Annotated in this window: 28 protein-coding genes, 1 tRNA gene and 1 pseudogene; 13 read left to right on the top strand and 17 right to left on the bottom strand. The window is 38.8% G+C overall.

What is annotated here, in order from left to right:
* Positions 1-26 precede the first annotated feature (26 nt).
* Together JOD96_RS08440 and JOD96_RS08435 are read right to left on the bottom strand one after the other, a co-directional pair.
* Positions 27-173 carry a hypothetical protein gene (locus JOD96_RS08440; RefSeq protein WP_089069566.1) on the bottom strand — a complete coding sequence of 49 codons (147 nt, stop codon included), beginning with the start codon at positions 171-173 and terminating at the stop codon, positions 27-29.
* The gene (locus JOD96_RS08435) at positions 173-712 is read right to left on the bottom strand and encodes a hypothetical protein (RefSeq protein ID WP_209563835.1); all 540 of its coding nucleotides are present in this window, start codon (positions 710-712) and stop codon (positions 173-175) included. The genes JOD96_RS08440 and JOD96_RS08435 overlap by 1 nt, the downstream gene beginning before the upstream one ends.
* 90 nt (positions 713-802) lie before the next feature.
* Here JOD96_RS08435 and JOD96_RS08430 point away from each other — a divergent pair, with 90 nt between their 5' ends.
* The 6 genes and pseudogenes from JOD96_RS08430 (at position 803) to JOD96_RS08405 (ending at position 5,091) form a co-directional block, all read left to right on the top strand.
* Positions 803-1,054 carry a hypothetical protein gene (locus JOD96_RS08430; protein WP_209563834.1) on the top strand — a complete coding sequence of 84 codons (252 nt, stop codon included), beginning with the start codon at positions 803-805 and terminating at the stop codon, positions 1,052-1,054.
* A gap of 297 nt (positions 1,055-1,351) precedes the next feature.
* Positions 1,352-1,792, top strand: a complete 441-nt coding sequence (locus JOD96_RS08425) for a KTSC domain-containing protein (RefSeq protein ID WP_209563833.1) — start codon at positions 1,352-1,354, stop codon at positions 1,790-1,792.
* A gap of 259 nt (positions 1,793-2,051) precedes the next feature.
* Positions 2,052-2,813: a DUF4369 domain-containing protein gene (locus tag JOD96_RS08420; RefSeq protein ID WP_209563832.1), complete on the top strand. Its 762-nt coding sequence runs from the start codon at positions 2,052-2,054 to the stop codon at positions 2,811-2,813.
* An 18-nt stretch (positions 2,814-2,831) separates the two neighbouring features.
* Positions 2,832-3,218: pseudogene (locus tag JOD96_RS22605) on the top strand (peroxiredoxin family protein); the annotation flags it as partial.
* Positions 3,219-3,407: 189 nt separating this feature from the next.
* A tRNA-Tyr gene (locus tag JOD96_RS08410) sits at positions 3,408-3,491 on the top strand.
* Between the two features lie 289 nt (positions 3,492-3,780).
* Entirely contained in the window at positions 3,781-5,091 is a 1,311-nt protein-coding gene (locus tag JOD96_RS08405) for a site-specific integrase (protein ID WP_209563831.1), read from the top strand.
* 45 nt (positions 5,092-5,136) lie between these two features.
* On the opposite strand, the gene JOD96_RS08400 is transcribed toward JOD96_RS08405, so the two are convergent.
* The 4 genes from JOD96_RS08400 to JOD96_RS08385 form a co-directional block, all read right to left on the bottom strand.
* A complete protein-coding gene (locus JOD96_RS08400; protein WP_245188373.1) occupies positions 5,137-5,454 on the bottom strand; it encodes a hypothetical protein in 318 nt (105 codons plus the stop codon).
* A complete protein-coding gene (locus tag JOD96_RS08395; protein ID WP_209563830.1) occupies positions 5,441-5,716 on the bottom strand; it encodes a DNA-binding protein in 276 nt (91 codons plus the stop codon). The genes JOD96_RS08400 and JOD96_RS08395 overlap by 14 nt, the downstream gene beginning before the upstream one ends.
* Before the next feature lie 162 nt (positions 5,717-5,878).
* The gene (locus JOD96_RS08390) at positions 5,879-6,163 is read right to left on the bottom strand and encodes a hypothetical protein (RefSeq protein ID WP_209563829.1); all 285 of its coding nucleotides are present in this window, start codon (positions 6,161-6,163) and stop codon (positions 5,879-5,881) included.
* Between the two features lie 3 nt (positions 6,164-6,166).
* A complete protein-coding gene (locus JOD96_RS08385; protein ID WP_245188372.1) occupies positions 6,167-6,577 on the bottom strand; it encodes a hypothetical protein in 411 nt (136 codons plus the stop codon).
* 694 nt (positions 6,578-7,271) lie between these two features.
* Here JOD96_RS08385 and JOD96_RS08380 point away from each other — a divergent pair.
* From JOD96_RS08380 to JOD96_RS08370, 3 genes are all read left to right on the top strand, one after another.
* Positions 7,272-8,114, top strand: coding sequence for a hypothetical protein (locus JOD96_RS08380; protein WP_209563828.1), 843 nt, complete (start codon positions 7,272-7,274; stop codon positions 8,112-8,114).
* Positions 8,101-8,592, top strand: coding sequence for a hypothetical protein (locus JOD96_RS08375; protein WP_209563827.1), 492 nt, complete (start codon positions 8,101-8,103; stop codon positions 8,590-8,592). Before JOD96_RS08380 ends, JOD96_RS08375 begins: the two co-directional genes overlap by 14 nt.
* A 134-nt stretch (positions 8,593-8,726) precedes the next feature.
* On the top strand, positions 8,727-9,002 hold the full coding sequence (locus JOD96_RS08370; protein ID WP_209563826.1) for a hypothetical protein: 276 nt from the start codon (positions 8,727-8,729) through the stop codon (positions 9,000-9,002).
* A gap of 304 nt (positions 9,003-9,306) precedes the next feature.
* Here the strand turns inward: JOD96_RS08370 and JOD96_RS08365 are convergent, their stop codons facing one another.
* The 6 genes from JOD96_RS08365 to JOD96_RS08340 form a co-directional block, all read right to left on the bottom strand.
* The gene (locus tag JOD96_RS08365) at positions 9,307-11,121 is read right to left on the bottom strand and encodes a fibronectin type III domain-containing protein (RefSeq protein WP_209563825.1); all 1,815 of its coding nucleotides are present in this window, start codon (positions 11,119-11,121) and stop codon (positions 9,307-9,309) included.
* 808 nt (positions 11,122-11,929) lie between these two features.
* Complete coding sequence (locus tag JOD96_RS08360; protein WP_209563824.1) at positions 11,930-12,385, bottom strand: hypothetical protein; 456 nt, start codon at positions 12,383-12,385, stop codon at positions 11,930-11,932.
* A gap of 176 nt (positions 12,386-12,561) precedes the next feature.
* Complete coding sequence (locus JOD96_RS08355; protein ID WP_209563823.1) at positions 12,562-13,554, bottom strand: hypothetical protein; 993 nt, start codon at positions 13,552-13,554, stop codon at positions 12,562-12,564.
* A 198-nt stretch (positions 13,555-13,752) separates the two neighbouring features.
* The gene (gene mobC / locus JOD96_RS08350) at positions 13,753-15,729 is read right to left on the bottom strand and encodes a conjugal transfer protein MobC (protein ID WP_209563822.1); all 1,977 of its coding nucleotides are present in this window, start codon (positions 15,727-15,729) and stop codon (positions 13,753-13,755) included.
* A gap of 20 nt (positions 15,730-15,749) precedes the next feature.
* Entirely contained in the window at positions 15,750-17,015 is a 1,266-nt protein-coding gene (locus JOD96_RS08345; protein ID WP_209563821.1) for a relaxase/mobilization nuclease domain-containing protein, read from the bottom strand.
* Entirely contained in the window at positions 17,003-17,392 is a 390-nt protein-coding gene (locus JOD96_RS08340) for a plasmid mobilization protein (protein WP_209563820.1), read from the bottom strand. The genes JOD96_RS08345 and JOD96_RS08340 overlap by 13 nt, the downstream gene beginning before the upstream one ends.
* Before the next feature lie 568 nt (positions 17,393-17,960).
* Between JOD96_RS08340 and JOD96_RS08335 the strand changes: the two genes are divergently transcribed.
* Together JOD96_RS08335 and JOD96_RS08330 are read left to right on the top strand one after the other, a co-directional pair.
* Complete coding sequence (locus JOD96_RS08335) at positions 17,961-18,968, top strand: hypothetical protein (RefSeq protein WP_209563819.1); 1,008 nt, start codon at positions 17,961-17,963, stop codon at positions 18,966-18,968.
* 27 nt (positions 18,969-18,995) lie between these two features.
* The gene (locus JOD96_RS08330; protein WP_209563818.1) at positions 18,996-19,553 is read left to right on the top strand and encodes a hypothetical protein; all 558 of its coding nucleotides are present in this window, start codon (positions 18,996-18,998) and stop codon (positions 19,551-19,553) included.
* A 371-nt stretch (positions 19,554-19,924) separates the two neighbouring features.
* On the opposite strand, the gene hemH is transcribed toward JOD96_RS08330, so the two are convergent.
* From hemH to JOD96_RS08305, 5 genes are all read right to left on the bottom strand, one after another.
* Positions 19,925-20,938: a ferrochelatase gene (gene hemH / locus JOD96_RS08325; RefSeq protein ID WP_209563817.1), complete on the bottom strand. Its 1,014-nt coding sequence runs from the start codon at positions 20,936-20,938 to the stop codon at positions 19,925-19,927.
* Between the two features lie 107 nt (positions 20,939-21,045).
* Complete coding sequence (locus tag JOD96_RS08320; RefSeq protein ID WP_209563907.1) at positions 21,046-21,912, bottom strand: helix-turn-helix transcriptional regulator; 867 nt, start codon at positions 21,910-21,912, stop codon at positions 21,046-21,048.
* 94 nt (positions 21,913-22,006) lie between these two features.
* Entirely contained in the window at positions 22,007-22,546 is a 540-nt protein-coding gene (locus tag JOD96_RS08315; protein WP_209563816.1) for a YceI family protein, read from the bottom strand.
* Between the two features lie 49 nt (positions 22,547-22,595).
* Positions 22,596-23,135, bottom strand: coding sequence for a YceI family protein (locus JOD96_RS08310; RefSeq protein WP_209563815.1), 540 nt, complete (start codon positions 23,133-23,135; stop codon positions 22,596-22,598).
* Between the two features lie 15 nt (positions 23,136-23,150).
* Positions 23,151-23,519, bottom strand: a complete 369-nt coding sequence (locus JOD96_RS08305) for a hypothetical protein (protein WP_209563814.1) — start codon at positions 23,517-23,519, stop codon at positions 23,151-23,153.
* Between the two features lie 166 nt (positions 23,520-23,685).
* Between JOD96_RS08305 and JOD96_RS08300 the strand changes: the two genes are divergently transcribed.
* Both JOD96_RS08300 and JOD96_RS08295 read left to right on the top strand, forming a co-directional pair.
* Positions 23,686-24,084 carry an OB-fold protein gene (locus JOD96_RS08300; RefSeq protein WP_209563813.1) on the top strand — a complete coding sequence of 133 codons (399 nt, stop codon included), beginning with the start codon at positions 23,686-23,688 and terminating at the stop codon, positions 24,082-24,084.
* A gap of 17 nt (positions 24,085-24,101) precedes the next feature.
* Entirely contained in the window at positions 24,102-24,941 is an 840-nt protein-coding gene (locus JOD96_RS08295; RefSeq protein ID WP_209563812.1) for a DUF5777 family beta-barrel protein, read from the top strand.
* Positions 24,942-25,028 lie beyond the last annotated feature (87 nt).

Below are 25,028 nucleotides of genomic sequence, written 5' to 3'. Positions count from 1 at the left end.
CCTGAAACATGAAACTTTTCTATTTTTTATTCTTGTGCTTTATCTTCGTTGAACTTTTTAATAATTTCTTTTAGTTTTTCCTTACGTGCAATTTCAGCCTGCTTTACTTTATTTTGGGCTTTGTGCAATTTGTCATTATGCTTTTTAATATTTCTTTCGTTATTGCGTCCCATTATATTTCTCTTTTAATTTCGTCTAAAGTTTTTTCGGTATAAATCAATTCTGTGATAATTTGCTTTCTTAAATCAGAAATATCTTCATCAAAATATTTTGCCCACGACGTTAATTGCTGCAGGTTCCTAATTTGTTTAATGCGCTTTGCAGTTTCAAAACTGGTTCTTAAAATTGCCCTGCCGTCATAAAGCAAATTATTTTTGTGTTGATAATTTACAGTATTTTTGATGTAATCGGCTTCGATATAATATAGCTTTTCTTCTGCATTATCCGGATGAAACTCAGTCCAGGCCGCAAAACCAATTTTGGTTTTCGATTCTGTTTCAGGTTCAAGTGCTACAAGACGCCATTTACTGTTGGCCAATCTTCCCCAGTGATTTGAAACTCTGTACATCCCTTTTTCTGTGTAATAATAACTGCTGCCGGCTTTGCTTTCAAATTGTTTCTTTAAACCTTCTATTTCATTTGGCAGGACTTCATTAAATATACAAAATGTATTTTTAAAAGAATTTGGATGGGGTTTAAAGTTTTTCTGCATAGTGCAAATATAATGAGATTGTCGTGATCTCCCTAAAACAAACAATATATTGCGTAACTTTGCCACATTAATATCTTAAAATTATAAAACATGTCTAATGATTCACACGGAAAAATGCTGCAAAAAGGAGTTTATACCGGTATTATAGAAAAAGATGAAAACAACAATTATTTTTGTGGCGAATATCTTTTAGATTACAAACTAGCACATTCTAACTTTAAAGTGGGCGACTGGATTACAATAAAATCTGTAATAGAAAACCCAAGCGATATCAGTTACGATAAATACCCAAAAAAATCCAAAAACTTTGATAAGGCAAATAATAAGCCTGAGAATAAATAATTTTTGTTTCGGGTTTATTTTCTTTGTTTCAGATTTAAAGTTTAAATGGAATAAAAAACCACAAAGCTCGCAAGCTCATAAAGCTTTGCGAACTTTGCATTTTATAGGCGATGTATCTGTAAAAAACTTTTGCGTCTTTGAGGTAAATCTTTTCACTTACTCACTTCTTATTTTTTTATAATATTTTTTCCTTCAAAACTAAAAAGTTAAAAAAAAGTGTACCTTTGCAAAAAATTTGTCGTTTTGAAGTAAAAAAGATCCATTTCAAACTAATAGACAAGAAGTTACCTTTTATTTATGAAAAAAATAGTTGAATACCGTAAGTTACTAAACGTTGATAAAACTGCAGAGTTAAAAGATTTAAAAACCATTTATCGTAATGCGATGAAAGAAGCTCATCCTGATAAATTTCAAGGTGATGAGGCTGGTTTAAAAGCTGCAGAAGAAAAAAGTAAAGCTATTATTGAGGCTTACCACTTTTTGGTTAGTATTAATCCTGAGACGATTAAAGCAAATTTACCTGAGTATACTGAAACGATTTCTACTTGTTCAATTACAGATTATAAATTTGTTGATGGCCGTTTAATCATTGATTTCTCTAACGGAAGTGTTTACGAATACATCAGTGTTCCTAAAGCTACTTATGTGAAAATGGTAAATGCAGATTCTCCTGGAAGATTTGCAAAAAGACACATTCTTAACTCTTTTACCTGGAGAAAGAAAACAAATCAGGAATAGTTTTACATCGTAAAATATCTATAAGGCATCCTTTTGTAAGGATGCTTTTTTTATGCCTATAAATCAAAGTTTTATGTTTTTAAATTCTTTATAAGGAAAATATTAAACCTTCAAGGGAGATTTCACTAATAAATACATTGAAAACATGCGAATTAAGCATGAAAAAACTATAACAAAATTTTAGGCAACAAAATTCTTTATATTTTATATTTTTAGATACTTTTGTTGCACAAATCAATTAACTAATTAATTTTTTATAATGAAAAAAATATTTTTTTTACTAACTGCTTCTGTAGCGATAATTTCATGCAGCAAAGTTAAAGACGGAGAGTACCTAATTACCGGAACTGCAAAAGGAATCGAAAACGGAAAAACTATCATTCTACAAGGTCAGGATCCTACAACAAAAATGCCGCTTGCGCTTGATACAGTAAAAGTTGAAGACGGAAAGTTTGAAATAAAAGGAAAAGTAACTGAACCAGCTTTTCATACATTAATTCTACAAGGTGCAAACGGACCAATTCCATTTATCTTAGAAACTGGAGAAATTACTATCGCAATTGATAAAGATAGTATTCACAAAAGTAAAATCTCAGGAACTTACAATAATGATGAGTACACAACATTTAATGCTGAACTTACAAAAACTCAAAAGAGATTAGTTGACTTTCAGAAAAAGAACACTGCAAAAATGCAAACAGCTCAACAAACTCAGGATACTGCAACTATCAATGGTTTAATGAAAGAGTTTATGGCTATCCAGATTGAAGTACAAACAGACTCTAAAAAGAAATATTTAGCTTACGCTGAAAGCCATCCAAAATCTTTTATTTCTGCTTTGATTATTCAGGGTATGTTAGGAGATCCATCTACAGACATAAAAAAAGCTGAAGCTTTATACAACTCATTAGATGAGTCTTTAAAAAATACTACTCCTGGAAAAGAAATCAAAACTAAACTTGGTCAGGCAAAAATGCCTTCAGTTGGTGCAACAGCTCCTCCTGTAGGCAGCGCTAAATGAAGAGCAGATTTTTCTGCACCTAATCCTGAGGGAAAAGTAGTTTCTCTTAAGGAAAGTTTAGGCAAGGTTACAATTGTTGATTTTTGGGCTTCATGGTGCGGACCATGCAGAAAGGAAAATCCAAACGTTGTAGCTATTTATAAAGAATTACATTCAAAAGGTTTAAATATAATTGGTGTTTCTTTAGATAAAGAAGAAGGTGCCTGGAAAGAGGCTATCGCAAAAGATGGACTAACCTGGACACATGTTTCTAATTTAAAATACTGGGACGAGCCAATTGCAAAACAATATGGAGTAGAATCTATTCCGGCAACTTTTATTCTTGATGCTTCAGGAAAAGTAGTTGCGCAGGACTTAAGAGGACCAGAATTGAAAGCAAAGATTGTAGAGCTTTTAGCAAAATAAGAGCGATATTCAGAATAAAAATAAAAAATCTCCCTAGTGGAGATTTTTTTATTTTATTCAATACCAATCAATTAAAAAATAACTTTAAAATAACTTAAAATTAAGTTCATTTTTTGTTTGCAAACATGAAAAACGTTACTATATTTGCAACCGCTTAGAACAACAAAGCGCAACAATACAAAGCTTAGAGGGGAGATACTCAAGCGGCCAACGAGGGCAGACTGTAAATCTGCTGTGTGAACTTCGCAGGTTCGAATCCTGCTCTCCCCACCAAAAGGGTAAAAGAGGCCAAAACGAAAGTTTTTCAATCTTTTCAAAAACCCATAAAAAACGTGGTAAAGCCTGCAAATCCTAGGATTCGCAGGCTTTTTGCTTTTAAGACAATTTTCAAACTTTGTAAAAATGCCTAAAATTTCTATGGCAGAATCGTGGCACTTTTGTCTGGCAAGAAAAACTGCCACAGATTTTGAACTAAACCCTTGTATACAGGGGGATTAAGGAGGTTAACGACTTGTTTTTTTGATGCTATAATTCTACATTTATTAATCTAAAAAGTTGAATTATGTTAGAGAACAGCTTTGGCTTAGTTTTCTTTATGAAAATTACCAGCAATGACAGAAAAATTAGAACCGTCTACTTTAGAATTACGGTAGATGGTATTACAAAGGAAGCGTCCACCAAACGTAAATGGGAACATTCCAGGTGGGATCAAAAAACGGAAAGGGCAGTCGGATCTAAAGAAGATGCAAAGTCTTTAAACTTCTTTTTGGACTCACTTACTTTAAAAATTAATGAAATCAAAACAGAAATGATGTACAGCGGCAAAATCATAACCGCTGAAAAAATCATGGATCATGTTTTGGGCAAAGTACAGCCAAGAGTTAAAGTGCTTGAAGAATTTCAAAAGCACAACGACCAAATGACGGCGCTTTTAGGGAAAGGTTATGCAAGAGGCACTCTGCAACGCTTTACCATTACTAAAAATCATTTATCAGCTTTTATTAAATTTAAGTTTAAAAAAGATGACATGGAATTTTCGGATTTAAATCTTGAATTTGTAAAGGACTTTGAGTTTTACCTCAGGACAGTTCGTGACTGCAGCAATAACACTACACTTAAGTACATTGCTAATTTCAAAAAAATAGTAATCCGTGCCATTGACCAGGAGATAATCCTAAAAGATCCTTTTAAAAACTTTAAAGGAAGAAAGACCAAGCTGGTAAAAAAACCTCTTTCCACTCAGGAATTGTATGAACTGGAAAGACATTATTTTACAACAGACAGGCTGAATGTTGTGAGGGATGTATTTGTGTTCCAATGTTACACCGGACTGGCATATATTGATGCATTTCAGCTTAGAAGAACAGATATAAAAAAGGGAATTGACGGCAACCTGTGGATTATGTCCGAGCGCCAGAAAACGAATTCAACAACAAATGTACCGCTGCTGCCACAGGCACTTAAAATTATTGATAAGTATAAAGATCACCCGCTTTGTGTACAGCGCGGCACAGTGCTGCCAGTTTCTTCCAACCAGAAAATGAACGAGTATCTTAAAGAGATTGCAATTCTTTGCGGTTTTCCATTTACTCTTAATACGCATATGGCGAGAAGAACTTTTGGAAGTACGGTTACCTTAAACAATAATGTACCAATAAACGTTGTAAAGGAGCTCCTTGGACATGCATCTGTTAAACAGACTGAAGCCTATGCTATAACTGAACAAGCAACAATAGGACGCGAGATGTCGCTGCTGAATAAAAAACTGAATAAAACCACACCGAAAATCTCAAAATCAGATTTAGCGGTTCTCAGCAGATTAGAAAAAGAAATTGAAGCAATTAAAAAGAAATATGATGTTACGTCATCCTAAAGATTGAATTGCATTTACAACTAAGTGTAAAACAAAAAGGTTATCTCAATTCTGAGATAACCTTTTTTCATATAACGTAACTTCACTTTTGTAACCGGGATGATAAGACGGATTGTATCGTATATAACCCAGCTCTTGCAGCTGCTTAAAATACTTATGGTAGGTAGGCAGCGTATTGATATGCGATAACTTCATCAGTTTACTGCGGCTGACTTTAATTCTCTGCCTCTCCCCCTGCCTGTATCCCAAACTTAAAATTGCTGTCAAAAGGGCCAGATGCCAAACGTTAAGTTTTGGATCTTCCATGTAAAGAGACAAGTAATCTATGATTTGCTCTTCTGTTGTACTATTAGCCTGATTCATCTTTGAAAAGTTTTAGCAGATCTTCCTTATTGTAGTAATATGAGCCAAGAACCTTTTTAAACCGCACCTTTTGTGTCACCCTTAGATTCTGTACGGAACCTGCCGATATGTCCAGCATTTTTCTGACCCTGCCGGTTTTGATCCACTCAGGATCAATCGTCCCGGTTTTTTCAAGAACCGATTCCTTAAGAAGGGTACTAATTTTATCCAATAAAAGCAGACTAAACTGCCGTAAATCTTCTTTTGTTACTGCCTTGCCCATAATTTATTTTTTAATTCAGTATCACTTAACCATTCCATTCCCTGGCGCTGACCAGTAATGTAGAGCAAAAAGTAATCCTGATGAAATTAACGCTATTATTTGTTAACTCATGGCAACTTATTACGAATATCAAAACCAAACATTATCCTTTGTGACGCTCCATTATTCAGGAAAATAAATCTTACTCCCCTTTGTTTTTTTGAATGACGGTTCATATTTCAAATACCCGTAAGCACTCAGTTCGTGTATGCATTTGTGATAGGTATAAGGGGAAGAAATTTTGGCGATTCTGGTAATTTCATGCCGATAGACCTGTATTGGATTGATAAAACCTTTATCAGCTCTATATCCAAGCAGGGCAGCATAGATTGCAATATGCGTTGTACTGATGCGATAATCCTTTTCAATGGCAGAAAAGAAATCCGATAAAGGTTTTAAGGTTTCCATGGTTTAAAGGGACTTAGATTTTCCTTTTCGCTGTTTATTTTCCTTCCCCGTCTCCGGCTCGTCACCGGCCGCATCCTGATTTTGCCTGGTTTCCTTACCAACAGTCTTTTCCGGTGATTCCGACTGCTTCTGGTCCTTACTTTCACGATGATGGTTGATTCGCTGCATGTTATTGTCGTAGACATTGATGGTCTTGAAATGCGGGTTGGCTTCCACGTACTTTTTACTTTCCACGCCGTTGACCACAAAGGTAACCGACTGCAGGTTTCCTTTTTTGAGCGAGTTCAAAAGATCTTCCTTGTATTTGGGAGTATCGAGTTCCTTGATGGAATGTTTGGCCAGGCTTGCTTCCAGGTCATAGCCGTAATTCTGATGATAATGGTTGAGTTTAAAGCCCCCATTGTCGTCTGTCACCTTAAAGTCCATTTGAATCCAGAAAAAACGGAAAAAAAGAAAGCAGAAATAAAGTGTCCGGTTACAGGATGCGGAGTGCTATAAGTCCCGAAGGGCGGGCGAAGGGAAACGAAGCCCGTTATGCGCATGCAGCAGACGCCGGACACTATCTTGGCTGCCCTTTTAGTCCGTTTCGGATGAAAACAGCTACTCCTCTTTACCTAAAAGTATGCGCTACAATAAACCCAACGTGCATTGAATCCAAACATGTATGTATGCCTTTCCATAAATATCCTTCCTGATAATCTACTTGGAATACCTTCCACTCTTAATTTTGAACATAACTACGGAATATAATCAAAAGAATAAAAGAAGAAGAAGAAGAAGTCTGTACCCTCTTGAAAATAGAGCGGATGGGTTTGTATTCATCACAAAGGAAATTTCATATCATAAATAATGGTGAAAATTTCCCTATTTAGATTGACAATAATCACTTATAACCAAATCCCACTTAAGAAGTTATAACAGAAAACGAAGGACAGTCCAGACTGCAACTTTTGAAAACAGTGAAAAAGGGCGGAAAAAAGAACCGCTATCAGAATTTAATAAAGCTCTTTTAAAAGCTAAAACTTTTAAGAAGTAAAAACAGGTATTTATACGTATTCTATAAGCGTAGTGATTTTACATATATTTGAACAATTGTAACATTCCCTATATGAAACATTTCTACGCTTATAGAATTTTTCTAAACCAAATACCAAATAAACAAGTCCTAATTGAATTTAGATCTAAAAAAGAGTCATTCATTGATTTTTTTATACGAATTCAAGACCAGCAAACGATTAAGTTTAATGATTATGGCGAGCATGTTATAATTTTCGAGAAAAAATTAGGAGAAGATATTTATTTATTGAAACTAGCAAAAAAGCAGCAATTTGATAAACCTACACTAGAGGATGGTAAAATTGAAGATGTAAAAGATGTTAGGTATCCAAACATATATTTTTTAGTACACCTTAACAAACAAATTATACTAATAGAGAAAAACACTACGGTATTTCAAACAATGGATGCTGTAAAAGATAAGTTGGTTAAAGTGCTTACAGAGGAAATGCTACAAGACAGGGTTTACTGTAACTTATCTGAAATTACAGATCATCGCGATTTTTGGGAGCAGATAAATGATCTTGACTCTGTTCAAAAAGTAGAGCTTGAATATGAGCCACCAAACTTTTTTGGCGGAAAAAATGTAGCAGATAAGCTTGTAAAAGATGTCCACGAAGAAACTAACTTTGATAAGTTTAAAATTATTCTTAGAAATAAAAAAGAAGGGTTACGATTTCAATATGAAGACTTTAAGGAACACATTCAAAGAATTTCACAAGGTGCGGGCAATTATATTATTGAGGGACTAAAAGATGGGGCTGATTTTGTTTTTACGAAAAAAACAAAATCTCATATCAAAATAGACGTTCCTGATATTGAAGAAGAGACAGAAGAGTCTTTAGAAACTAGATTTAAAGAAATTGAAGACATAAATGACGATGAAAACATTTAAATTGATCTTTATAATATTGATTACTTTATCGCTTAGCTATTACATAGTCTTAAGTGATGTTGTTTCATATCATTACTTTATCGAAACAAATTTTTTGTTTACATTTTTGGGAGTATTTATTGGATTTGCACTTACTTTATATACTTACCTAACTTCTATGTTTGAAAATATGAAAAAGATCATAAAAACTAAACATGCACAAGACATTTCTATAAGAGATGAAAAGTTAGATTTATTACCTCTATTACACATCGAAATCAAAGAAAATATTATTTTTCTTATATATGCATTAGTATTTGTTGTATTAGCGGCAGTCTTGAACAAACCGATTATGAATATTGATCTTTGCAGATTTAATATTGAGATATTAGACGTAACAAATGCTCTGATGTTAACTGTATTTTTTCTATCAATCCTTGCCTTAATTGATTTAGTTCGAACATCGTTTACAATCTCAGATTTTGTAATTAAAAACTAAGTAATTAGAAATATAAAAATGAAAGTTCCTTTAATCGGGAGCTTTTTTATTACTTATACTTTACAAAGTCAACGACAGTTCTAAAAGCAAGCATTTTTCTACTTAAATTTGAAAGAACTTTAAAATGAACAATTATGATACATATAAAAGCACTTACCTACAGACAGTTTGAAAATAATATGGAAGACACTCAAAATTTTTATGTAAATGATCTACCAAAAAATATAGCAGAGATACTAGATAGCTATTTTCCGATAAATGTGACTGAAATGATAGAGTTTGTACAAGAAATTATTGAATTGAACCTGAATAGAGTAAAAGTACTTCAAATTAAAACTCCACAAAGGAATTTAATTCTTGTTAAGAAAATAAAACAATTAAACCCTGCACAAATAGCACGGCTTCTGTAATAATAGCCCGCAAAAAACTAGAAACAAAATCTAGTGTAAAGTGGGTATACTTACTATAATTATAATAGATGTTTTCGAATTAATGTTTAAATACCATACCTGTACTACCTTCCACCCCAACCCGAAATAAAAAAACATAGCAACGGGCTTTTAAAATAAAAAAAAGATCATTAAAAGAAAGAATACTTCCTTATTCACTCCATCCTAAAAACAAAAAACTGCGCAGATCCTAAAATCCGCGCAGTTTCCTTATAGCTTTATACGTTATGCCCTTTCAGGCAAACAATACATCACTTATAACATCTTATTTTCTCACCACCCTGGCCATTAGGGTCCTGCCCTGTATGCGGACACTTAAAAAATAGATACCGGCCGGCAGCTGTTTCACCTCTATGGTTTCAGCGGCTGCCCTGATGTTATCGTTTTTCCATATCATTTTATTGTACAGATCATAAAGGGCCAATTGCCCTCCAAGAAATTCTTTTGGTATGGTAACGGTTATATTATCCTCAGACGGATTAGGATAGACCAAAAGGCCTGCCCCGTTTTCCCTGGAGCCCGATTCGTCGATGGATAACGAATCATTAAAAGACTGACTATCGTCAGCCACGATGCCATTCAGGAGCTCTTGCTTATGTAAAAGATTTGCCGTTGCCTCTTTATTTACCCCGCTGCCTATAACGACTTCATAACAGCTGCTCAGCGGCGACACCGGACTGGCTTCACAGCCTTTTGTCCGTATCATATAGGAGGTTGTACCAACGGGCAGGTTGCCCAGCGCGAGACTCGTCTCATACGTATTGCCGATCATCTGGAGCGTGGCACAGTTAAATATCTGGTATACGTAATTTCCATACGGATAAACATGCGGCCATCTTAAGGTAACATTTCCTGCCTCTACTGTGGCGTAGATGGCATTTTCGGGGAATTCGTTACTGACACACTTCACAAGGTGCACATAACTGCAGGCGGAGGTTTTTGACAGGTAGGTTGCCCCGCCGCTGCAATAATCCACCGCCACAACTTTGATGCTGTACGACTCGCCAGGCTTTAATTGCTTAGGAGTAAAAATAAATTCGGTCGCTGTTGTTTCGCCCAGTAACTGATTGGTTTCACATCGGTATACCCTGTAGAAATTTGCCTGGGTCACGGGATGCCATTTGTAGGTCACCACACCCGAAAGCTGAGAGTAGCTGTACACCTCAGGGGTTACGCTGGTGATCGCCGAGTTGCAGTCACTCAGCGTTGTGGCATATTTACAGGCTGAAAAAGCGGAAGATACCGTGCTGTTCCTGGCCCTGATTTTATAGCCGTAGCTGGTTGCGGAGCTTAATCCTGAAACAAGGTAAGTGGTTCCGCTCACGATCCCTATTTGCTGGTTACTGCAGGTCTGTATCTCATAACCCGTTGCATTGGCTACGGCATTCCAGGTCAACGACACACCGGAGGCACCGGCTGCAGTAGCGGTGAGTGTTGGTGTTGCGGGCACTACCGGAACCGGCGCGGTGCCCTCATAGGTGATGTGCACCTTTGCGGAGTGTATCTGAACCCCGCCCACCAAAGGGTGGAAGGAAAAGGTAAAGGAATCGCTTCCCGGGGTGAAATAGTTGATGGTCTGGCCGATAAAACCGGTGGCGTTCTTATCGTAGATGGACAGGAAAAAGGTGGTTGCCGAGGTGTTGCCCGTCCCAATACCGTTCTGGAATATGGAAGTCCCGTTCTGGTTGCAGCTGTAAAGGGTCTGCTGGTTTATGAAGCCGCTCCACGCAAGGCTGCTGTTGCAGGAACTGTTGGGCATTTTGATGGACATCCCCGCGTCCACTGCCGTACTTTGGAAGATCTTGCTGATGCTGATCTCCAGGATTATCTTTCTGATTTTGTCGTTGTTAAACCCCGGGTGTTCAAACAGGTACCGGGCGTTTTTGGTATCGGACTGCCCTCCGGTACCGTCACTATAGGAGATTTCATCCCCGAAACTTTCAAAATAGTTGCACGAGCTCAGGCTGCAGTCCTTAAAGGCACCCTGTTTTTTGGAAGCCGTCACCACCACGGTATTGAGCACCTGGCCGTAAAAGGGAAAAACAATAAATAAGAAGAATAAAGTAAAGTTTTTAATCATAATGTCGTTTTGGTTAAAGGTTTATAACAGATGCACCGACACAGTGTATATGTCAGATAATTCGGTAAATATATACTTTTAATTTTGAAATAAAAATTTTACATTTTTGAATATTTTCTGCTATATCCTGCAGCAGATTTTTTAGTAAAAGAGCAGGTTATATCATTTTTTTTTCCTCTTTGCTATTGAATTTTTTTACATATCAATGCATGAAAAACTGGCTGGTAACCAAAGAAGTACACCGAAAACCATAAGGCTTCAGTACTTTCGTGCAACAAATCGCAGAACAACAATTTGCAAAAAAAAAAACAACCCGAAGGCTGTTTTAGCTGGCATGCGATAGTATTCTAAATCGCAGTCTGTCTGTGCATGTCAGGTGGCTCACTAAGCATCAGACCCCCTATTACTGTCACGCCTATATTAATGCCGTACGGCTTTCACTTCTCTATTTCTATTTTTTAAAAAATTACAAATCTTCAATACCAGCATCTTATGTGGTAATGAAATTATATAAATCCATCGCAGAATTCTGTAATCCAAAACGCTGCCGCAGGATTTACTTTTGAACAAGAACAAATATTCAAAAACCCGTATTATGAAATCATCCCAACACGCCGCCTTTCCAACGCTTTGCGTTAACCCGTTCCCTATCACATCCAACACTAATTTCCAACATACAGAAACCCAAATAATTGATTTGGCGGACCTGTATAACAGAAATGCTGATGAACCTGACTTTGACTGCGAATTTTTAGGTGATGCTGTTCTGGAGTAAAAGGCCCGGATGTTTTTCACCTTTGCATGTTTGTTACTTTCCATCATACCCGATGGTCCGGTTCAGGCTGTCTAACTGCTGCATGGTAATACCGTATTTTTTACTGTAACTATTTTTTTTGAATATCATTTTCCAGCCGTATTTTTGCACGCTGTCTTTTTGAATAATAAACAATCTTGCCTTCCTGTCTTCCAGCCTGTTGAAATAGTGCTCCCAATATCTTGGCCTGTCGTGATTAGCAGCAGTTTCGCCCTTTCTGATCTCCTGAAAAATAAAAGGTGTATCGTAATCGCCTTTTTTGTTTTCATCAAAGCCCTGCTGGTACTCATAATAGAAGCCTGAATGATTCATACTGTCATTTTCAGAGAGGATGCTGTATATCGTTTTATCAGAATTGTTTTTGACCCGCAATTCACGATCATCCAGTTTATCACAGGAATAAAAAGTAATTAAAAGAAAAAGAGATAGAAAGATTTTAACTTGTAGCATAGTTTAAATTTTAGATGCTCGTATAATTATATTTACTCCTGCGAACGGCGGTTAGTATATCGGATACTCATTTTTAATTTATTGAAAACCGAAGGATAATCGAAGCAGTACTACTCCCATTGCATTTGCCGTAACCAAAGACCAGTCCGGAACCAGCCTCTTACTATCGCTTTGACTTAAAGCCTGTATGCGGTCAGGTTCTGATCCATATAATATTTGGTCTCCCGTTTTTTATCATACATTAGAAAATAGAGCCTAAGGTCTCTGCTGTCTTTTTTGATGTTTTCAATTTTCCGGTCTGAAGCATAATTAATCTCAATCACATCGCTTTCTGCCGTGGATTTGACAATCCATTTCATATGCTCCAGGTCCAGCACCCCTACTGCCCCCTGATCCGAATACAGTATCTCATACCCGTTGTAGGCAAATTCCTGGGAGGCATTGGCACAATAAATACTGGTGGACGTTTTAGGACTGTAAGTCGTTTTGAATTCGTTGACGAATTTCATCTCCCCGTTGAGGTTAATAAAACCCGAAGTACCATCCTCTTTTAAGAATTTAAACCAGCATTCCGGTGCCGGACTGTACCTATTGAATTCCAGCCTGTCATAAGTAAAGTCAAATCCGGTTAAGGGTTTTCCGTCTTCACCCACAATGCCATATTTTTGCTCCCTGACGGCAATTCCGTAATACCTGCCCTGAAAAAGGAAAGGCTCTTCTGAAAAGGAGGAATACTGCATGTCGTAATTTTTTATTTTTTTATCTTCGGTAAGACTGAACCCGCTGATCTGTGCGGCTTTGTTTTTCCTGTCTGCCTGTGTGTTCCCGCTATCCTGTTCGGGCTGGCTTTCACTATCGAGATGTATATCGGCTTTCTTTGTGGCAGGATTGTACTGAAAGAGGTAAATACCGTTGTAATTCCCTTTTAACTCCGGCTTAAAAAAATCCAGGTCAAAATATTTGGCCTTCACCACTATTTTGCGTGTCTGGGCATCCATTAATCCGGCACGATTATTTTTGTCGTTATAGGGCACCAGCCTTGCCAGCAGATTTTGCGGAATTGCCGAAAAATCTTTTTCCACTATTCTTCGAACATCCGATTCACTCACTTCCTGTGCCTGTAAGAAAGAGGCCGCCAGAATAAAAACAAGTATTAATTTCTTTTTCATTTTGTATGTTTTACTAGTACTTTCAAGCTGCTTATGGTGGTATTCCATCAGTGATCTGCAGACCGGAAACCACAATTCGGCCGCGTGAAAATACAAAATTAAACCGACTATACGTTGCCGTTTCCTGCAGGAACCTACAAAGCGTGCAGCTGCTTGTTCGTACTAATTATCAAAGCGCTTTAAACAGCCGATAAGCTGCTATTTCCGGATCACCAGATGACCCGATGCCGGATCTGCCAGCAGCCGTTCCATTTCGCTTTGGATGATGTCCTGCACGTCCTGTTTGATCTGCAGGTAGTTCCGTTGTATCATCGCATCGTCGAGCTTCCTGACCGGCGGTATGTCCACATAACTTTCCTGTTCGCGCTGCAGCGTCTGATGGTCGTTCACAATCCGGCAGTGGAAGGTCTTGAGCTCCACCGGACAGTCGGGATCATCGGCCACCATCCCAACAAATTCCCCCGAACTCAGTGCGGAAATCCTTGACGGGGGCACTGCAGCCTCGAGCTGCCTGGAGCGGCTGACCGAGGTGTCGCTGCTGTTAATGGACAGGCTTTCGCGGTCCTGCTGAATTTTCCCGAAGCGTTCGGAGAGCTGTTTGGCCGTATCCCCTGTAACCTGTCCGGCGATGATATTGCCGGTGATGTTCATGATCACCTCGGCCTGTTCCCTTCCGTAATCCTTGCGCAATTGGCTGAAGTCCTGGATCCCCAGGCAGGTTGCCACCTTATTGCTCCTGGCCGTGGCAATCAGGCTGTCCATATTGTTAAGGTAAATCGTGGGAAATTCATCAAAGATAAGGCTGGACTTCAGCTTGCCTTTTTTATTGACCAGCTTCACCAGCCGGTTCACATACAGCGACAGAACCGCCCCGTACACCTGGATTTTCTGCGGGTTATTGCCCATGCAGACAATCTTGGGCTCCCGGGGATTGTTGATATCAAGGGTAAAATCATTGCCCGACAGCACATAATACAGCTGTGGGGAGGACAGGCGGGCCATGGCGATCTTGGCCGAGGCAATCTGCCCTTCGAGCTGTTCCATGGCATCATGGAGATAGGCATTGATAAAGGGATTGATCAGTACCTCGATCTGTTTGTCGGTGCGCAGCAGGGTAAAAAGGCTGTCGTAGTCCGCCTGCATCAGTTCAATGACATGCGGCAGGGTACAGAACTCCCCGTCCTTGTATCTTCTCAGGTACCAGATTACGGCCGAGAGGAAGTTGATGGGCGACTCCACGAAAAAATCCCCCTGCCGTTTGATCCACTCCCGGTTGAGTCCCAGCAGGATGGTGCGCGCCGATTCCGAGGCGTCGGTAATGTCTTCCATACCCTGGGGATCCAGTGGATTGCAGCGGTGCATGATGGTATCGAAATTGATGAAATAACATTTGGGCGGCACGGCATACACGTGCTTGTACTTCTCAAAGGTATTGTAGACAATTTTGGACAGGTCATCGTATTTGAAATCATAGACAAACATGCTGAAGCCTTTGGCAATATGCTGGGTGATGACATGGCGGATCACAAAATAGGATTTCCCCGATCCGGGTGTTCCCAGCACGAGCAGCCCGCGGAAGGGATTGATGATATTGATCCAGCTTTTGCGTACCTTGTCCTTAAGATAATAACGCGCCGGAAGGTTGACCGAATAGGCATTCTCCAGCAGCATTTCCTGTTGCGGAAAAGTCTCGTTCTCGCGGTTGAAAATATCTTTGGCCGAGAGCCTGCTGCGAATAATGCGCGAGAGCAGCGTACCCCCGGATAGCACCAGAAGGAAACCACTACAGGCCAGCATTATGTACATCCCGGCACGGTAGCAGAAAGGCATTTGCAAAGACCACGCCGCCCCGCTTAAAAAATAAACCAGCAGACCGGATACCAGATACCCCAAAGCGGTTTTGTACCGCATTTTTTCATCCTTCCTGCCTTTTGCCCCCAAAAGGGAAATTAGTAAAAAACCAAGGGAGAGAAGCTTGGAAATATAAAAATTTCCGAACAGCCCTGTCCCGTACAGCCCCTGCAGTATCCTATCGCCCAGCGCTGCGGTAAACCCCGAAACCTTAAAGGCCCCGTACGTGTAATAATAAAAATGGATCCCCAGCAGCACCAGGCTGACCAGCCTTGTCATATCGAGTATCCTGTGAAGCGCCTGTTCATTCTCCCCTGTCTGCATGCCTTTAAATTTTAAATTCCTTACTGATTTCCTCCCTGTCCTTTTCCTCTTTTTTTCCTGCGTTTCCCTTTCAGTTCCCGTGGCAGATAATCCGGCTGCCATAGGGGCGTGGAAAGCATCTCCCAGACCCCTGCACTACCCGGGCCGAAAACCGCTGCAGTATTTCCCCGGGCATCGGGATCCGGCGTGTTTTGGCAGGCCGTGTGAAAAACGGTCTGCTGTGCCGGGTTAGCAGTTTCCCCGCAGCGTTCCAGGATTCCTTTTGCGCTGTACTTTTTCCCGAGCTCACTGCCGTTAAAGACACAGCGGCTGTTATGGTCCACATAGGTGATGCCGTAAAGGACCTGCTGATCCCCTTTTCTCAGCACCACGTCTATCCCCTGCTTTTTTAGCTGCACAACAAGCCCTGCCGGCGAAGGGCAGCCTTTGATAAAAACCAGGTCCACGGCATTGCGTATTCTCTTTTTTTCAGACAGCTGTGCCGCCGTATGGACGGCAAATCTTTTCTCCAGAAAGGCAAGTGTGGGTTTCCCGGCCACATCACTCGCCTTGACGGGAACCCCGACAGGACGGCCCGAGCGGTCCAGTATACGGTATACCAGTCCCCCGGACTGGAAAATCCTGGAGTTTTCACTGCCCCTGTCCGCCCTGATGTTGTAGAGTCCCAGCACCGCATTGAGCTGCGCCAGGCTGGTATAGGCATACGAATAAACCACAAAGCGCAGCACACCGGCTATGGCTTTTTTGGATTCCGTTTTCCCGTACTCCGCCCGCCCGGCAGTCACCGGCCGGGGAACGGGACGCAAAGCTTCCTTGCTGTCCTGCGCCCTGACCAGTCCGAACTCCTGCTCGATCGCTTTGCGGGCCTTCTCCGACTCCCCGCGCCCGATGTTCTGCATGTCGATCCGCGAGCCGTCTGCGCGTACCTTAACGCTCACCAAATGGATATGGGGATGCCCGGCATCATGGTGCTCGTACACCAGGTACGGCTGCTGTCCGAATCCTATCTTTTCCATATACGTGCGGGCGATTGCCATAAGCTTTTCCACAGGGTAGTGCTCGCAGGGATGAAAGTTCAGCGAGATGTGCACGCTGTTTCTTTTCACATTTGCATTGAGCGCGTTCTGGCGCACCAGACGGTTGAGTTTCATATTGAAATTCATGCTGCCCGCCTCCATAGGGTAATTCCCTTCCCCGATGCACCTTGCGCACCCTTCGCTGACCTTGTTTTCATTGTAAAGCAGGATACGCCGCACTGAATGCCCGGTGCTGATCACCGCAACCATTCCGCGGCTATTTTTTCGATGCACTGCCGTATCTCGGTGGTCTTTTCCAGCAGGTTTTCCCGCTGCGCTTCCGAGCTTATGATCCAGTGCCGCAACTCGGGTACCTCGCGCAGCATATGGAGTTTCCGCACTGCCTGGTTGAAATTCTGGCCCAGGGCATTGAGCTCGGTTCTCAGACTGATCATTTCCAGCATGCATTCATCCAGCGAGGCGTTCCTGTACTGTACTGCAATGGCCTTTGAGAGTACCATGTTACGGACATACTCGCTGAGCTTCCTGCAGTCGGTCCCTTTTAACCTGTTCTCCATTGCGGCATACTCACCGGCAGTGAACCTCACCCCGACGATACGCGTTCTTTTTGTTTTTTGCCTTCCCATCTTCCCTTTCCTTTAGTGGTCCGTTTTCCTTTTCTGTTTTACAAAACACTGCCGCGAGTTCCGAGCACCCGGCAGCCGGATTCGTTTGTTTAACAAACGGACATCTGGCCGACTGCAGGAACGTCGCAGTCTCTCAGCGTCTAATATCCTTTACAGCTCCCTGAGAGGTATTGCTCCCTTAAAATTTCACAGCGCTTTTGCTTTAGCATACGAAAGTAACAAAGACTGTGACAGGCTCCTATCCCCGCTATATTATGCAGCTAAAACAGGACCCGGGGCCCATATCTTTACATTCAAATTAGGTGCTGCCGGAAATTCCTTATACCGGATTACATCATCCTAAGACCGGATTGGCTGATTCCAAGTATAGCAAACAACAGCTGGACAAGTAAAATAACTGATTCACAGCTGTTGCTGCACAACTAAAAGATTTAGTATATTATTATTGTTATATTCGCTTAAAAAAAACGTACTAACCTGCCTAAAGCCAACTAAAAAAGCCCTATTGCCGCCATTTTATGGCTGATATAATTAGTGGACAGATAATAAAAAAAACGAAATGAAAAAAATGAAACTAATAACCATTATACTGTTATTGCACTGCTGTTTAATGAACGCTCAGCTTAGCTTTGAAGACCGAATAGCTATATTTTTTAAGGCCCGGAGCGAAAAAATAAATAAAGAAAATTTAGGTGCTGTTTATGATGCTATTTATGATATGACCCTGGAATTTAAGTCCATAAACAAGGCAAAATATGTAACCGAATCCTTAAAAGGAAATAAGATTTATAATAAAACTTTGCTCTCTACGGCACTAAATGAAAAAGGTCTACTATCTTTTAAGCAAAATGCAACTTTGGAACTTGAAACAGATTCCCTGCAAAATTTTATTGTTTTAAAATCAAGTCTGCCACTCTACAGGGAAGAAGCAGATGCAGTGAATAGCGTGTCCATATCGATTAAAGAGAATAAACTTTTAGAAAAAAACAAAGGTAAGGTTAACATCAATAAAAATCATACCGCCAATTTCGGAACCTTCAGGGATTACACCAAAGTAAATGAAGTTGAAAAAGAACAAACCTATAAAACGATCGAAATCAAAAACAGCATAGGCAGTACAACAGGTCCTTTAACCGGAAGCGTGGTTTACGAGGTAAAAATCTTAACGGCGTATCCAAGTATAAAACTTGGCAAAAGCGATTTCGGAAAATCTTTCTTATTAAATAATAAAAAGATTACATTAATAAATGCGACGAACAATATTATAATTGTTGATGGGATTCAGATGGATGAAAATATTGACATTACAGCCATAAATCTGGATAAAAAAGAAAACGTCATAAAAAGCCCATCCACTGGAAGATATCCAATTTATAAAGACCTGTATGATATCTATACTAAAAATCCAAACCTAACAAAAGAGCAGTTAAAAAAAGAATTACCGTTAGAGAAATTACAAAAAATGAAAGTGAACGGCTGTTATTATGCCATTGTCAATGATTTCCCGTTTAAAAACAATTTTATTTTATTTTCCCGGGTTTACGGAATTTCAAAAGATATTGAAGTAAAAATGTAAACATCCGCCAACAGTGGCGCCAAGCATATGAAAACAGAACGACACCTAAAACTCGCACGACAAACAGCACTCCTTTCATTCCTGCTTGGGACAGCTATTTTTGGATTTTACTTCTTTACTTCCTCCTTTGAAGTACTTTCTATCGTCTATGGTTTTATCACACTGGCAGCTTTAATAAATAGTGTAGTTTTAATTTCAATTTTAGTGAAAGCCAAAAGGGACAAAGAGAACAGAACTACATTATTTAGAACTTGCGCACTTATGCTGCTTAATATTCCTGTACTGTTTTTTTACTGCTGGGCAGCTATAATTTTGCTTGATACAATGAGGATTACTTTCACAAACCCGACGCAAACAACTTTGACAAACATAAATATCGTTGGCTGTGGCGGCGCGTACATTGACCAATTAGAAAGTGGTGAAAGTGAAACGGTTTGGGTTGCCATCACCGGTGATTGTTCAATAAGCATTGACTATTTATCGGGCGGACAAAAGAAAGAAGAAAATGTTGTCAGCTATGTAACAACCACTATGGGACAGAAAATGAAACATACTATTGGCGGACGAAACGAACAACAATTTTGATCACAACATGGTAATCCGAAGAATGGATTTAATGTAATCCAAACCTGCTGTAGTACCAGAACGTTACAAGAAAACCGAAGACAAGCCCGATATAGGAAGAAAGTCATTTTAAACTTACTGCTTCTTACCTCTTTAACACTGACTGCTCAAAACACAAACTGTACAAACAAACGTATTAAGCCGGTTTCGGAACATTCAGCATTAAGCTTAATTAACCGATTGTTCTTTTTTTTATAAATTTAATTCATCCAAAATAAATTTTTAATGAATAATAAAAACAAAAACTGTTACTTTAAAACAAAAATAAAAACTATTAACTCTACTGTTCCAGCGCAATAGTAACTGTAATATTCTATGCTCTTCATTTAGATTTATCCAGCCCAATCATTAATCCAGTTACTCACGGTCTGACACCATTCATCATCATCATTCAAACATGGAATTGCAAGAAATTGTTCTCCTCCCTTAGCTTCAAAATCTTCTTTGGCTCGCATGGCAATTTCTTCCAGTGTTTCCAAACAATCTGAAACGAACGCTGGTGTTACAACTGCTAATTTCCTGATTCCTTTAGCTGGCATTTTATCGATTTCGATGTCTGTATAAGGCTCTAACCATTTATCACCCGCCAAACGCGATTGAAAAGTCAGGCTGTATTTATCTTGAGGAAGTCCCAATAATTTTACAACTTGTCTTGTAGTTTCATAACATTGGTGACGGTAGCAAAAGTCATGCGCCGGCGAAGTTGTGTTACAACAAGATCCGTCGATTTTACAATGCGACTTTGTTACATCTGTTTTGCGGATGTGACGCTCGGGAATTCCATGATATGAAAATAACAAATGATCATAATCAAACCCAACTAAGTGCTTTTGAATTGAATCTGCCAGATTCTTGATGTAATCCGGTTTATTATAAAACGCAGGAACATCGGTAAAAGTCATATTCGGAAATTTCTTTTTACGAATTTCTTCAGCTTTTACTAAAATAGTCAAGGTCGAGGCCATTGCGTATTGTGGATACAAAGGAAAAAGCAGTACTTCTGTAACTCCTTTGTCGTGTAATTCCTGAAGTCCTTTTTCGATAGTCATGCTTCCGTAGCGCATTGCCAGCGACACCGGCACATTTACCAACGGCTGTACTTTTTTCTGCATTCTTTCTGAAAGTACCACAAGTGGTGAACCTTCTTCCCACCAAATTTTTGCGTAAGCGTGCGCTGATTCTTCTGGTCTTTTTCTTAAAATAATACCTCGGACTAATAAAGCTCGCAATAAATACGGGACGTCTATCACGTATTTATCCATTAAAAATTCATCTAAATAAGGTTTCACATCTTTTGGTGTTGGACTATCCGGAGATCCTAAGTTTACTAATAATACGCCTTTCATTATTTTTTTGCTTTGTTTTATTGAATTGATATTAAAATTATCATGCAGATTATAATTCATGGATTACTTCGCCCGTTCACTATTGTCAGGCTCATGGCGAACAAAAACTAAACATTCGTATTAATCGACATCAAATATTTTTTTGGAGTTGTGGCAAATTTTTTCTTGAATCCTGTAATGAAATGGCTTCCTGTACTGTACCCTATTTTCAATCCTACTTCGTTTACATTATAAGCGCCGCTATCCAGTAGCTTTCTGGCGAAATCCATTTTATAATCAAATAGAAAGCCATATACCGTATCGCCATAAATTTGTTTGAAACCCATTTTTAGTTTCTTCAGATTCAAACCAATTTGGTCTGCCAGTTCCTGTAAACCAGGCGGTTCAGCAATATTGGCGATAATAATTTCTTTGGCTTTTTTAATTTTCAAAACATTATCTTCATCAATCAAAAACGGACAATGATGTGCATTTGGATCTTCGTTCCTGTTAAAACACAAACTAAGTAATTCATACCCTTTTCCTTTACAATATAGATTTTTTATAGAGGGATGAAGGTTATAATGAAACAACTGGCTTAAAACAATTGCCATTGATGGACTTATGTAACCCTCGTTATAATAATTTTTGTCCCTGTTATCAGGACTTAAAAAAGCAATATAATCTGCTTCTGCAGAAAACAATGCATGGAATTTCTTAATTGATATAATAACGGAAATCACCCACGAATTTGGTGAAAGCTCTAAATGAAATGGTAGCTCCTTCTGCGGATTGTATAAAAGAAAGGATTTTTCTTCTTGTAGCGCTACATCATAATTACTGTGATTAAATAAAAATTTAGCGTTACCTTTCAGTACGAAATGAAACTGAATGAAAGCAGTGCTCAGTTTACGATGTGTAAAAAGAGTTTCTGGACGGTCATTCTGAAAACGGATAATTGTAAAGTCGTCTTCAACTTTTATTTCCTGCTCCATTTTTGAAATAGCGAATAATTGGTTTTTCAAAATTAAATCTTTTAATGGTTTAATATACTTCTCTTAAAGTTATAAATCTTTCTTTTTTGATCTGTCATTTCAAAACCGCAACAACTAGAATATTTATTTTATTAGAAACTTTGCTTTTAACAAGACTTGGTATCGCGATATTAAAATCACTGGCATTTACAGCAAAATTAGATACAACACTAATTCCAGATGCCGACATTTTTATTCTTGCTGTGGTTGTTATATCCTTTGATTTGCCATGAAGTTCTAACTTTCCTTTTATAGTAAAATCTTTAGCAGAATTGGTAAGACTATTTAAATCGAAATCTTCTATTTTCCCCTTAAATATAGCTTTAGGATATTGATCACTCTCCATATAATTTTCATTGAAATGCTCTTCCATTAAGGCCACTTTAAACTGAAATCCTTTCATTAGGGCTAAAGCTGCAATTTCACCTGTTTTCGGATTTAAGACAAAAGTGACGTTAGTATTCATTGCCTTTACTTCTTCAAAAGAAGCAACAGATGCTTCAAAAGTTATTTTACCTGCTTTACTGATCATTTTTTGTTGCGCCAGACCAATAGCGCAGGCATAAAGCATGGCAACGAGTATAATTTTTTTCATGGTTTTCTTTTATATTATGTTAGTTTAAAAATCCTTTTAATTTTTTTGCTTATTTTAAAACAGCAATAATTTGAACTTTTACTCTATCATCAAGTTTATACTTGATAAGCGATGGAATTGGAATGCCAAAATCACTGGCATTAACAGCAAAATCTGAAATAATGGTAATTCGGGAACCCGTCTTGGTGATTTTTGCGCTCGCATTTATATCTCTTGATTTCCCATGAAGTTCTAAATTTCCTTTTATTACGTAATCCTTATAATCTTCAGTCAAATTATTCGAATCAAACTTTTCTATTTTTCCTCTAAAAATAGCTTTCGGATATTTATCGGTCTCCATGTAATTTTCATTGAAATGTTCTTCCATCAAAGGCATTTCAAACTGGAATCCTTTTATAAGGGCTAAGGATGCAATTTCACCTGTTGCGGGATTTAAAACAAAAGTCACATTGGTATTGGTTCCCAAAACCGGCTGAAAAGACGGGACCGAAGCTTCAAAAGTGATTGTCGATGATTTAGTTACGATTTTTTCCTGCGAAAAAACAAGGAACGAAGCCAATATCATTGGCATTAGTATGATTTTTTTCATGTTTTTTACTATGGATTATTGCTCTGATAATCCATCTTGTTCCCATTTTTTAATAACATCAATTGTGGTTTGAGGCAATCTTGGCCCTCCCTGTGGCATTAACGAACTATTTCCATTTTCCAAAGAAATACGGTTGAGCAGCCCGCGATTTAAGACCGCATTTTTAACCTGATCATAAGTAACCAGGGACATAGGCGCCCCATTTTTGGGAACAGCTGCATGGCAGACAACACAATTATTATCAATAATGGATTTCACATTCTGGTTGTATGTGGCAACACCGGTGATTGGTGGAGTGTCAATTAAAGTACCAGGATTATCATCTGTACAACTTACCAGTAGTAAAGCAAATGATGGAATAAGTAAACGGGTTTTTAAATTCATGGGATTGGTTTTTAGTTTTAGAAAGGCTGAATGATCTTACTATTTAAAGCATTTTAAAATCATATACGGGGAAATAGATGATACAGATTTAGCAACAGTCATATTTGATGATTTAAATCCAATAGGTATTTTTTAACGTAGATAATCCAAATACCAAAAACCAGCCATGAGAAAAAAAATACTTATTGTTATTCCCCTCTTCCTGATAACCGGGATCTCAATTTACCGCTACAGTTACAGAGGCCACAGGAATATCGCATCAGAAACCGCAGATTATACTGTAACGGTTAAAGGACTCGAAAAAGAGTTTACTTTCAATGACAGCCTTGCTACTGTCAAATACCAGGACAAAACAATTGAAGTAACTGCAATAGTAACAGCTGTTGAACCCGCCGGTAAGGGCATCGTTATTGGCGAAAAGATATTTGCAACCTTCAAAGACAGTTTGCCCAAAGACATTGCAATTGGCAAGATGCTAAAAATTAAAGGGCGTTTTTTAGGATATGATGAGCTCTTACAGGAATTTAAAATAGATCAATCTTCCCTTGTACACCAAAACAAATAACAATTAAAATTAACCACATGAAAAAGCTCATTCTATTACTGTTTTTATTTCCACTACTAACCTTTTCGCAGGACGACCTATTATCGGGAGTTGAAGCGCCAATCACAAAAGAAAAGGTCACATCGGCATTTAAGGCCCTGAAGATTGTCAATCTTGAATCGACCAAACTGGCAGCAAAAGGAGATTTGTATTTTGTCGTTGCACACCGGTTCGGTTCTATAAAAGACGGCTTTGAAGGATTCTATGGACTGGACAACGCCAACACCCAAATAAAATTCATATACGGTTTGACGCCGGGGATTAATATAAGCGCCGCCAGAAGTGAATTTGCTTATGACCTTGCAACGAAATATATGGTATTGCCGCAAATAAAAGACGGATTTCCAGTCACTATTGCAGGATTTAACAGCTTGTCTATCAACAACACGTTAAAGGAAAGTCTATATCCTAAACTTGAATTTAAAAACAGGCTCACCTATGTAGCCCAACTTTTAATTTCCAGAAAATTTTCTGAAAAACTATCTTTAGAAATAGTTCCATCCTTTTTCCATGAAAATTTTGTGCTCGACCCCGAACAGACCAATTCACAATATGCCATTGGCTTTGGTGGCAGATACAAGTTTGCAAAACGCTGGTCATTGAATATGGATTATGCGGCACACTTAAACAGGGCCTCAAATTCTATTTATAAAAATCCATTATCCATTGGTTTTGACCTGGAAACCGGCGGACATGTTTTTCAAATGCATTTTACCAGCTCCCAGGCCATTGACGAGGCCGGATATCTTGGAAGAACTACAGGAGACTGGACTAAGGGAGATGTTTTTTTTGGGTTTAATCTGGCGAGAGTTTTCTAAAAAAACCTGTAATTCAGCGCGTTGTTATTTAAAACAAATCTAAACTACTATTTTACCCGTTTAAATAAAACCAAGCCAAAAAAGGGT

It is taken from the genome of Flavobacterium sp. 1355 (assembly GCF_017833415.1).
GTDB lineage: Bacteria > Bacteroidota > Bacteroidia > Flavobacteriales > Flavobacteriaceae > Flavobacterium.
Note: the sequence above shows the minus strand (reverse complement) of the source record. Positions and strands in the feature narration are given on the sequence as shown.

What these genes read in the sequence shown, in the direction of transcription:
- JOD96_RS08340 (WP_209563820.1), bottom strand. Translation starts at nt 17,392, where the DNA reads ATGGGAAGGCAAAAAACAAAAAGAACGCGTATCGTCGGGGTGAGGTTC.
- JOD96_RS08365 (WP_209563825.1), bottom strand. Translation starts at nt 11,121, where the DNA reads ATGATTAAAAACTTTACTTTATTCTTCTTATTTATTGTTTTTCCCTTT.
- JOD96_RS08375 (WP_209563827.1), top strand. Translation starts at nt 8,101, where the DNA reads ATGAAAACATTTAAATTGATCTTTATAATATTGATTACTTTATCGCTT.
- JOD96_RS08440 (WP_089069566.1), bottom strand. Translation starts at nt 173, where the DNA reads ATGGGACGCAATAACGAAAGAAATATTAAAAAGCATAATGACAAATTG.
- JOD96_RS08380 (WP_209563828.1), top strand. Translation starts at nt 7,272, where the DNA reads ATGAAACATTTCTACGCTTATAGAATTTTTCTAAACCAAATACCAAAT.
- JOD96_RS08355 (WP_209563823.1), bottom strand. Translation starts at nt 13,554, where the DNA reads ATGAAAAAGAAATTAATACTTGTTTTTATTCTGGCGGCCTCTTTCTTA.
- JOD96_RS08345 (WP_209563821.1), bottom strand. Translation starts at nt 17,015, where the DNA reads ATGGTTGCGGTGATCAGCACCGGGCATTCAGTGCGGCGTATCCTGCTT.
- JOD96_RS08425 (WP_209563833.1), top strand. Translation starts at nt 1,352, where the DNA reads ATGAAAAAAATAGTTGAATACCGTAAGTTACTAAACGTTGATAAAACT.
- JOD96_RS08370 (WP_209563826.1), top strand. Translation starts at nt 8,727, where the DNA reads ATGATACATATAAAAGCACTTACCTACAGACAGTTTGAAAATAATATG.
- JOD96_RS08295 (WP_209563812.1), top strand. Translation starts at nt 24,102, where the DNA reads ATGAAAAAGCTCATTCTATTACTGTTTTTATTTCCACTACTAACCTTT.
- hemH (WP_209563817.1), bottom strand. Translation starts at nt 20,938, where the DNA reads ATGAAAGGCGTATTATTAGTAAACTTAGGATCTCCGGATAGTCCAACA.
- JOD96_RS08300 (WP_209563813.1), top strand. Translation starts at nt 23,686, where the DNA reads ATGAGAAAAAAAATACTTATTGTTATTCCCCTCTTCCTGATAACCGGG.
- JOD96_RS08320 (WP_209563907.1), bottom strand. Translation starts at nt 21,912, where the DNA reads ATGGAGCAGGAAATAAAAGTTGAAGACGACTTTACAATTATCCGTTTT.
- JOD96_RS08310 (WP_209563815.1), bottom strand. Translation starts at nt 23,135, where the DNA reads ATGAAAAAAATCATACTAATGCCAATGATATTGGCTTCGTTCCTTGTT.
- JOD96_RS08405 (WP_209563831.1), top strand. Translation starts at nt 3,781, where the DNA reads ATGTTAGAGAACAGCTTTGGCTTAGTTTTCTTTATGAAAATTACCAGC.
- JOD96_RS08305 (WP_209563814.1), bottom strand. Translation starts at nt 23,519, where the DNA reads ATGAATTTAAAAACCCGTTTACTTATTCCATCATTTGCTTTACTACTG.
- mobC (WP_209563822.1), bottom strand. Translation starts at nt 15,729, where the DNA reads ATGCAGACAGGGGAGAATGAACAGGCGCTTCACAGGATACTCGATATG.
- JOD96_RS08335 (WP_209563819.1), top strand. Translation starts at nt 17,961, where the DNA reads ATGAAACTAATAACCATTATACTGTTATTGCACTGCTGTTTAATGAAC.
- JOD96_RS08420 (WP_209563832.1), top strand. Translation starts at nt 2,052, where the DNA reads ATGAAAAAAATATTTTTTTTACTAACTGCTTCTGTAGCGATAATTTCA.
- JOD96_RS08430 (WP_209563834.1), top strand. Translation starts at nt 803, where the DNA reads ATGTCTAATGATTCACACGGAAAAATGCTGCAAAAAGGAGTTTATACC.
- JOD96_RS08435 (WP_209563835.1), bottom strand. Translation starts at nt 712, where the DNA reads ATGCAGAAAAACTTTAAACCCCATCCAAATTCTTTTAAAAATACATTT.
- JOD96_RS08315 (WP_209563816.1), bottom strand. Translation starts at nt 22,546, where the DNA reads ATGAAAAAAATTATACTCGTTGCCATGCTTTATGCCTGCGCTATTGGT.
- JOD96_RS08360 (WP_209563824.1), bottom strand. Translation starts at nt 12,385, where the DNA reads ATGCTACAAGTTAAAATCTTTCTATCTCTTTTTCTTTTAATTACTTTT.
- JOD96_RS08400 (WP_245188373.1), bottom strand. Translation starts at nt 5,454, where the DNA reads ATGAATCAGGCTAATAGTACAACAGAAGAGCAAATCATAGATTACTTG.
- JOD96_RS08330 (WP_209563818.1), top strand. Translation starts at nt 18,996, where the DNA reads ATGAAAACAGAACGACACCTAAAACTCGCACGACAAACAGCACTCCTT.
- JOD96_RS08395 (WP_209563830.1), bottom strand. Translation starts at nt 5,716, where the DNA reads ATGGGCAAGGCAGTAACAAAAGAAGATTTACGGCAGTTTAGTCTGCTT.
- JOD96_RS08390 (WP_209563829.1), bottom strand. Translation starts at nt 6,163, where the DNA reads ATGGAAACCTTAAAACCTTTATCGGATTTCTTTTCTGCCATTGAAAAG.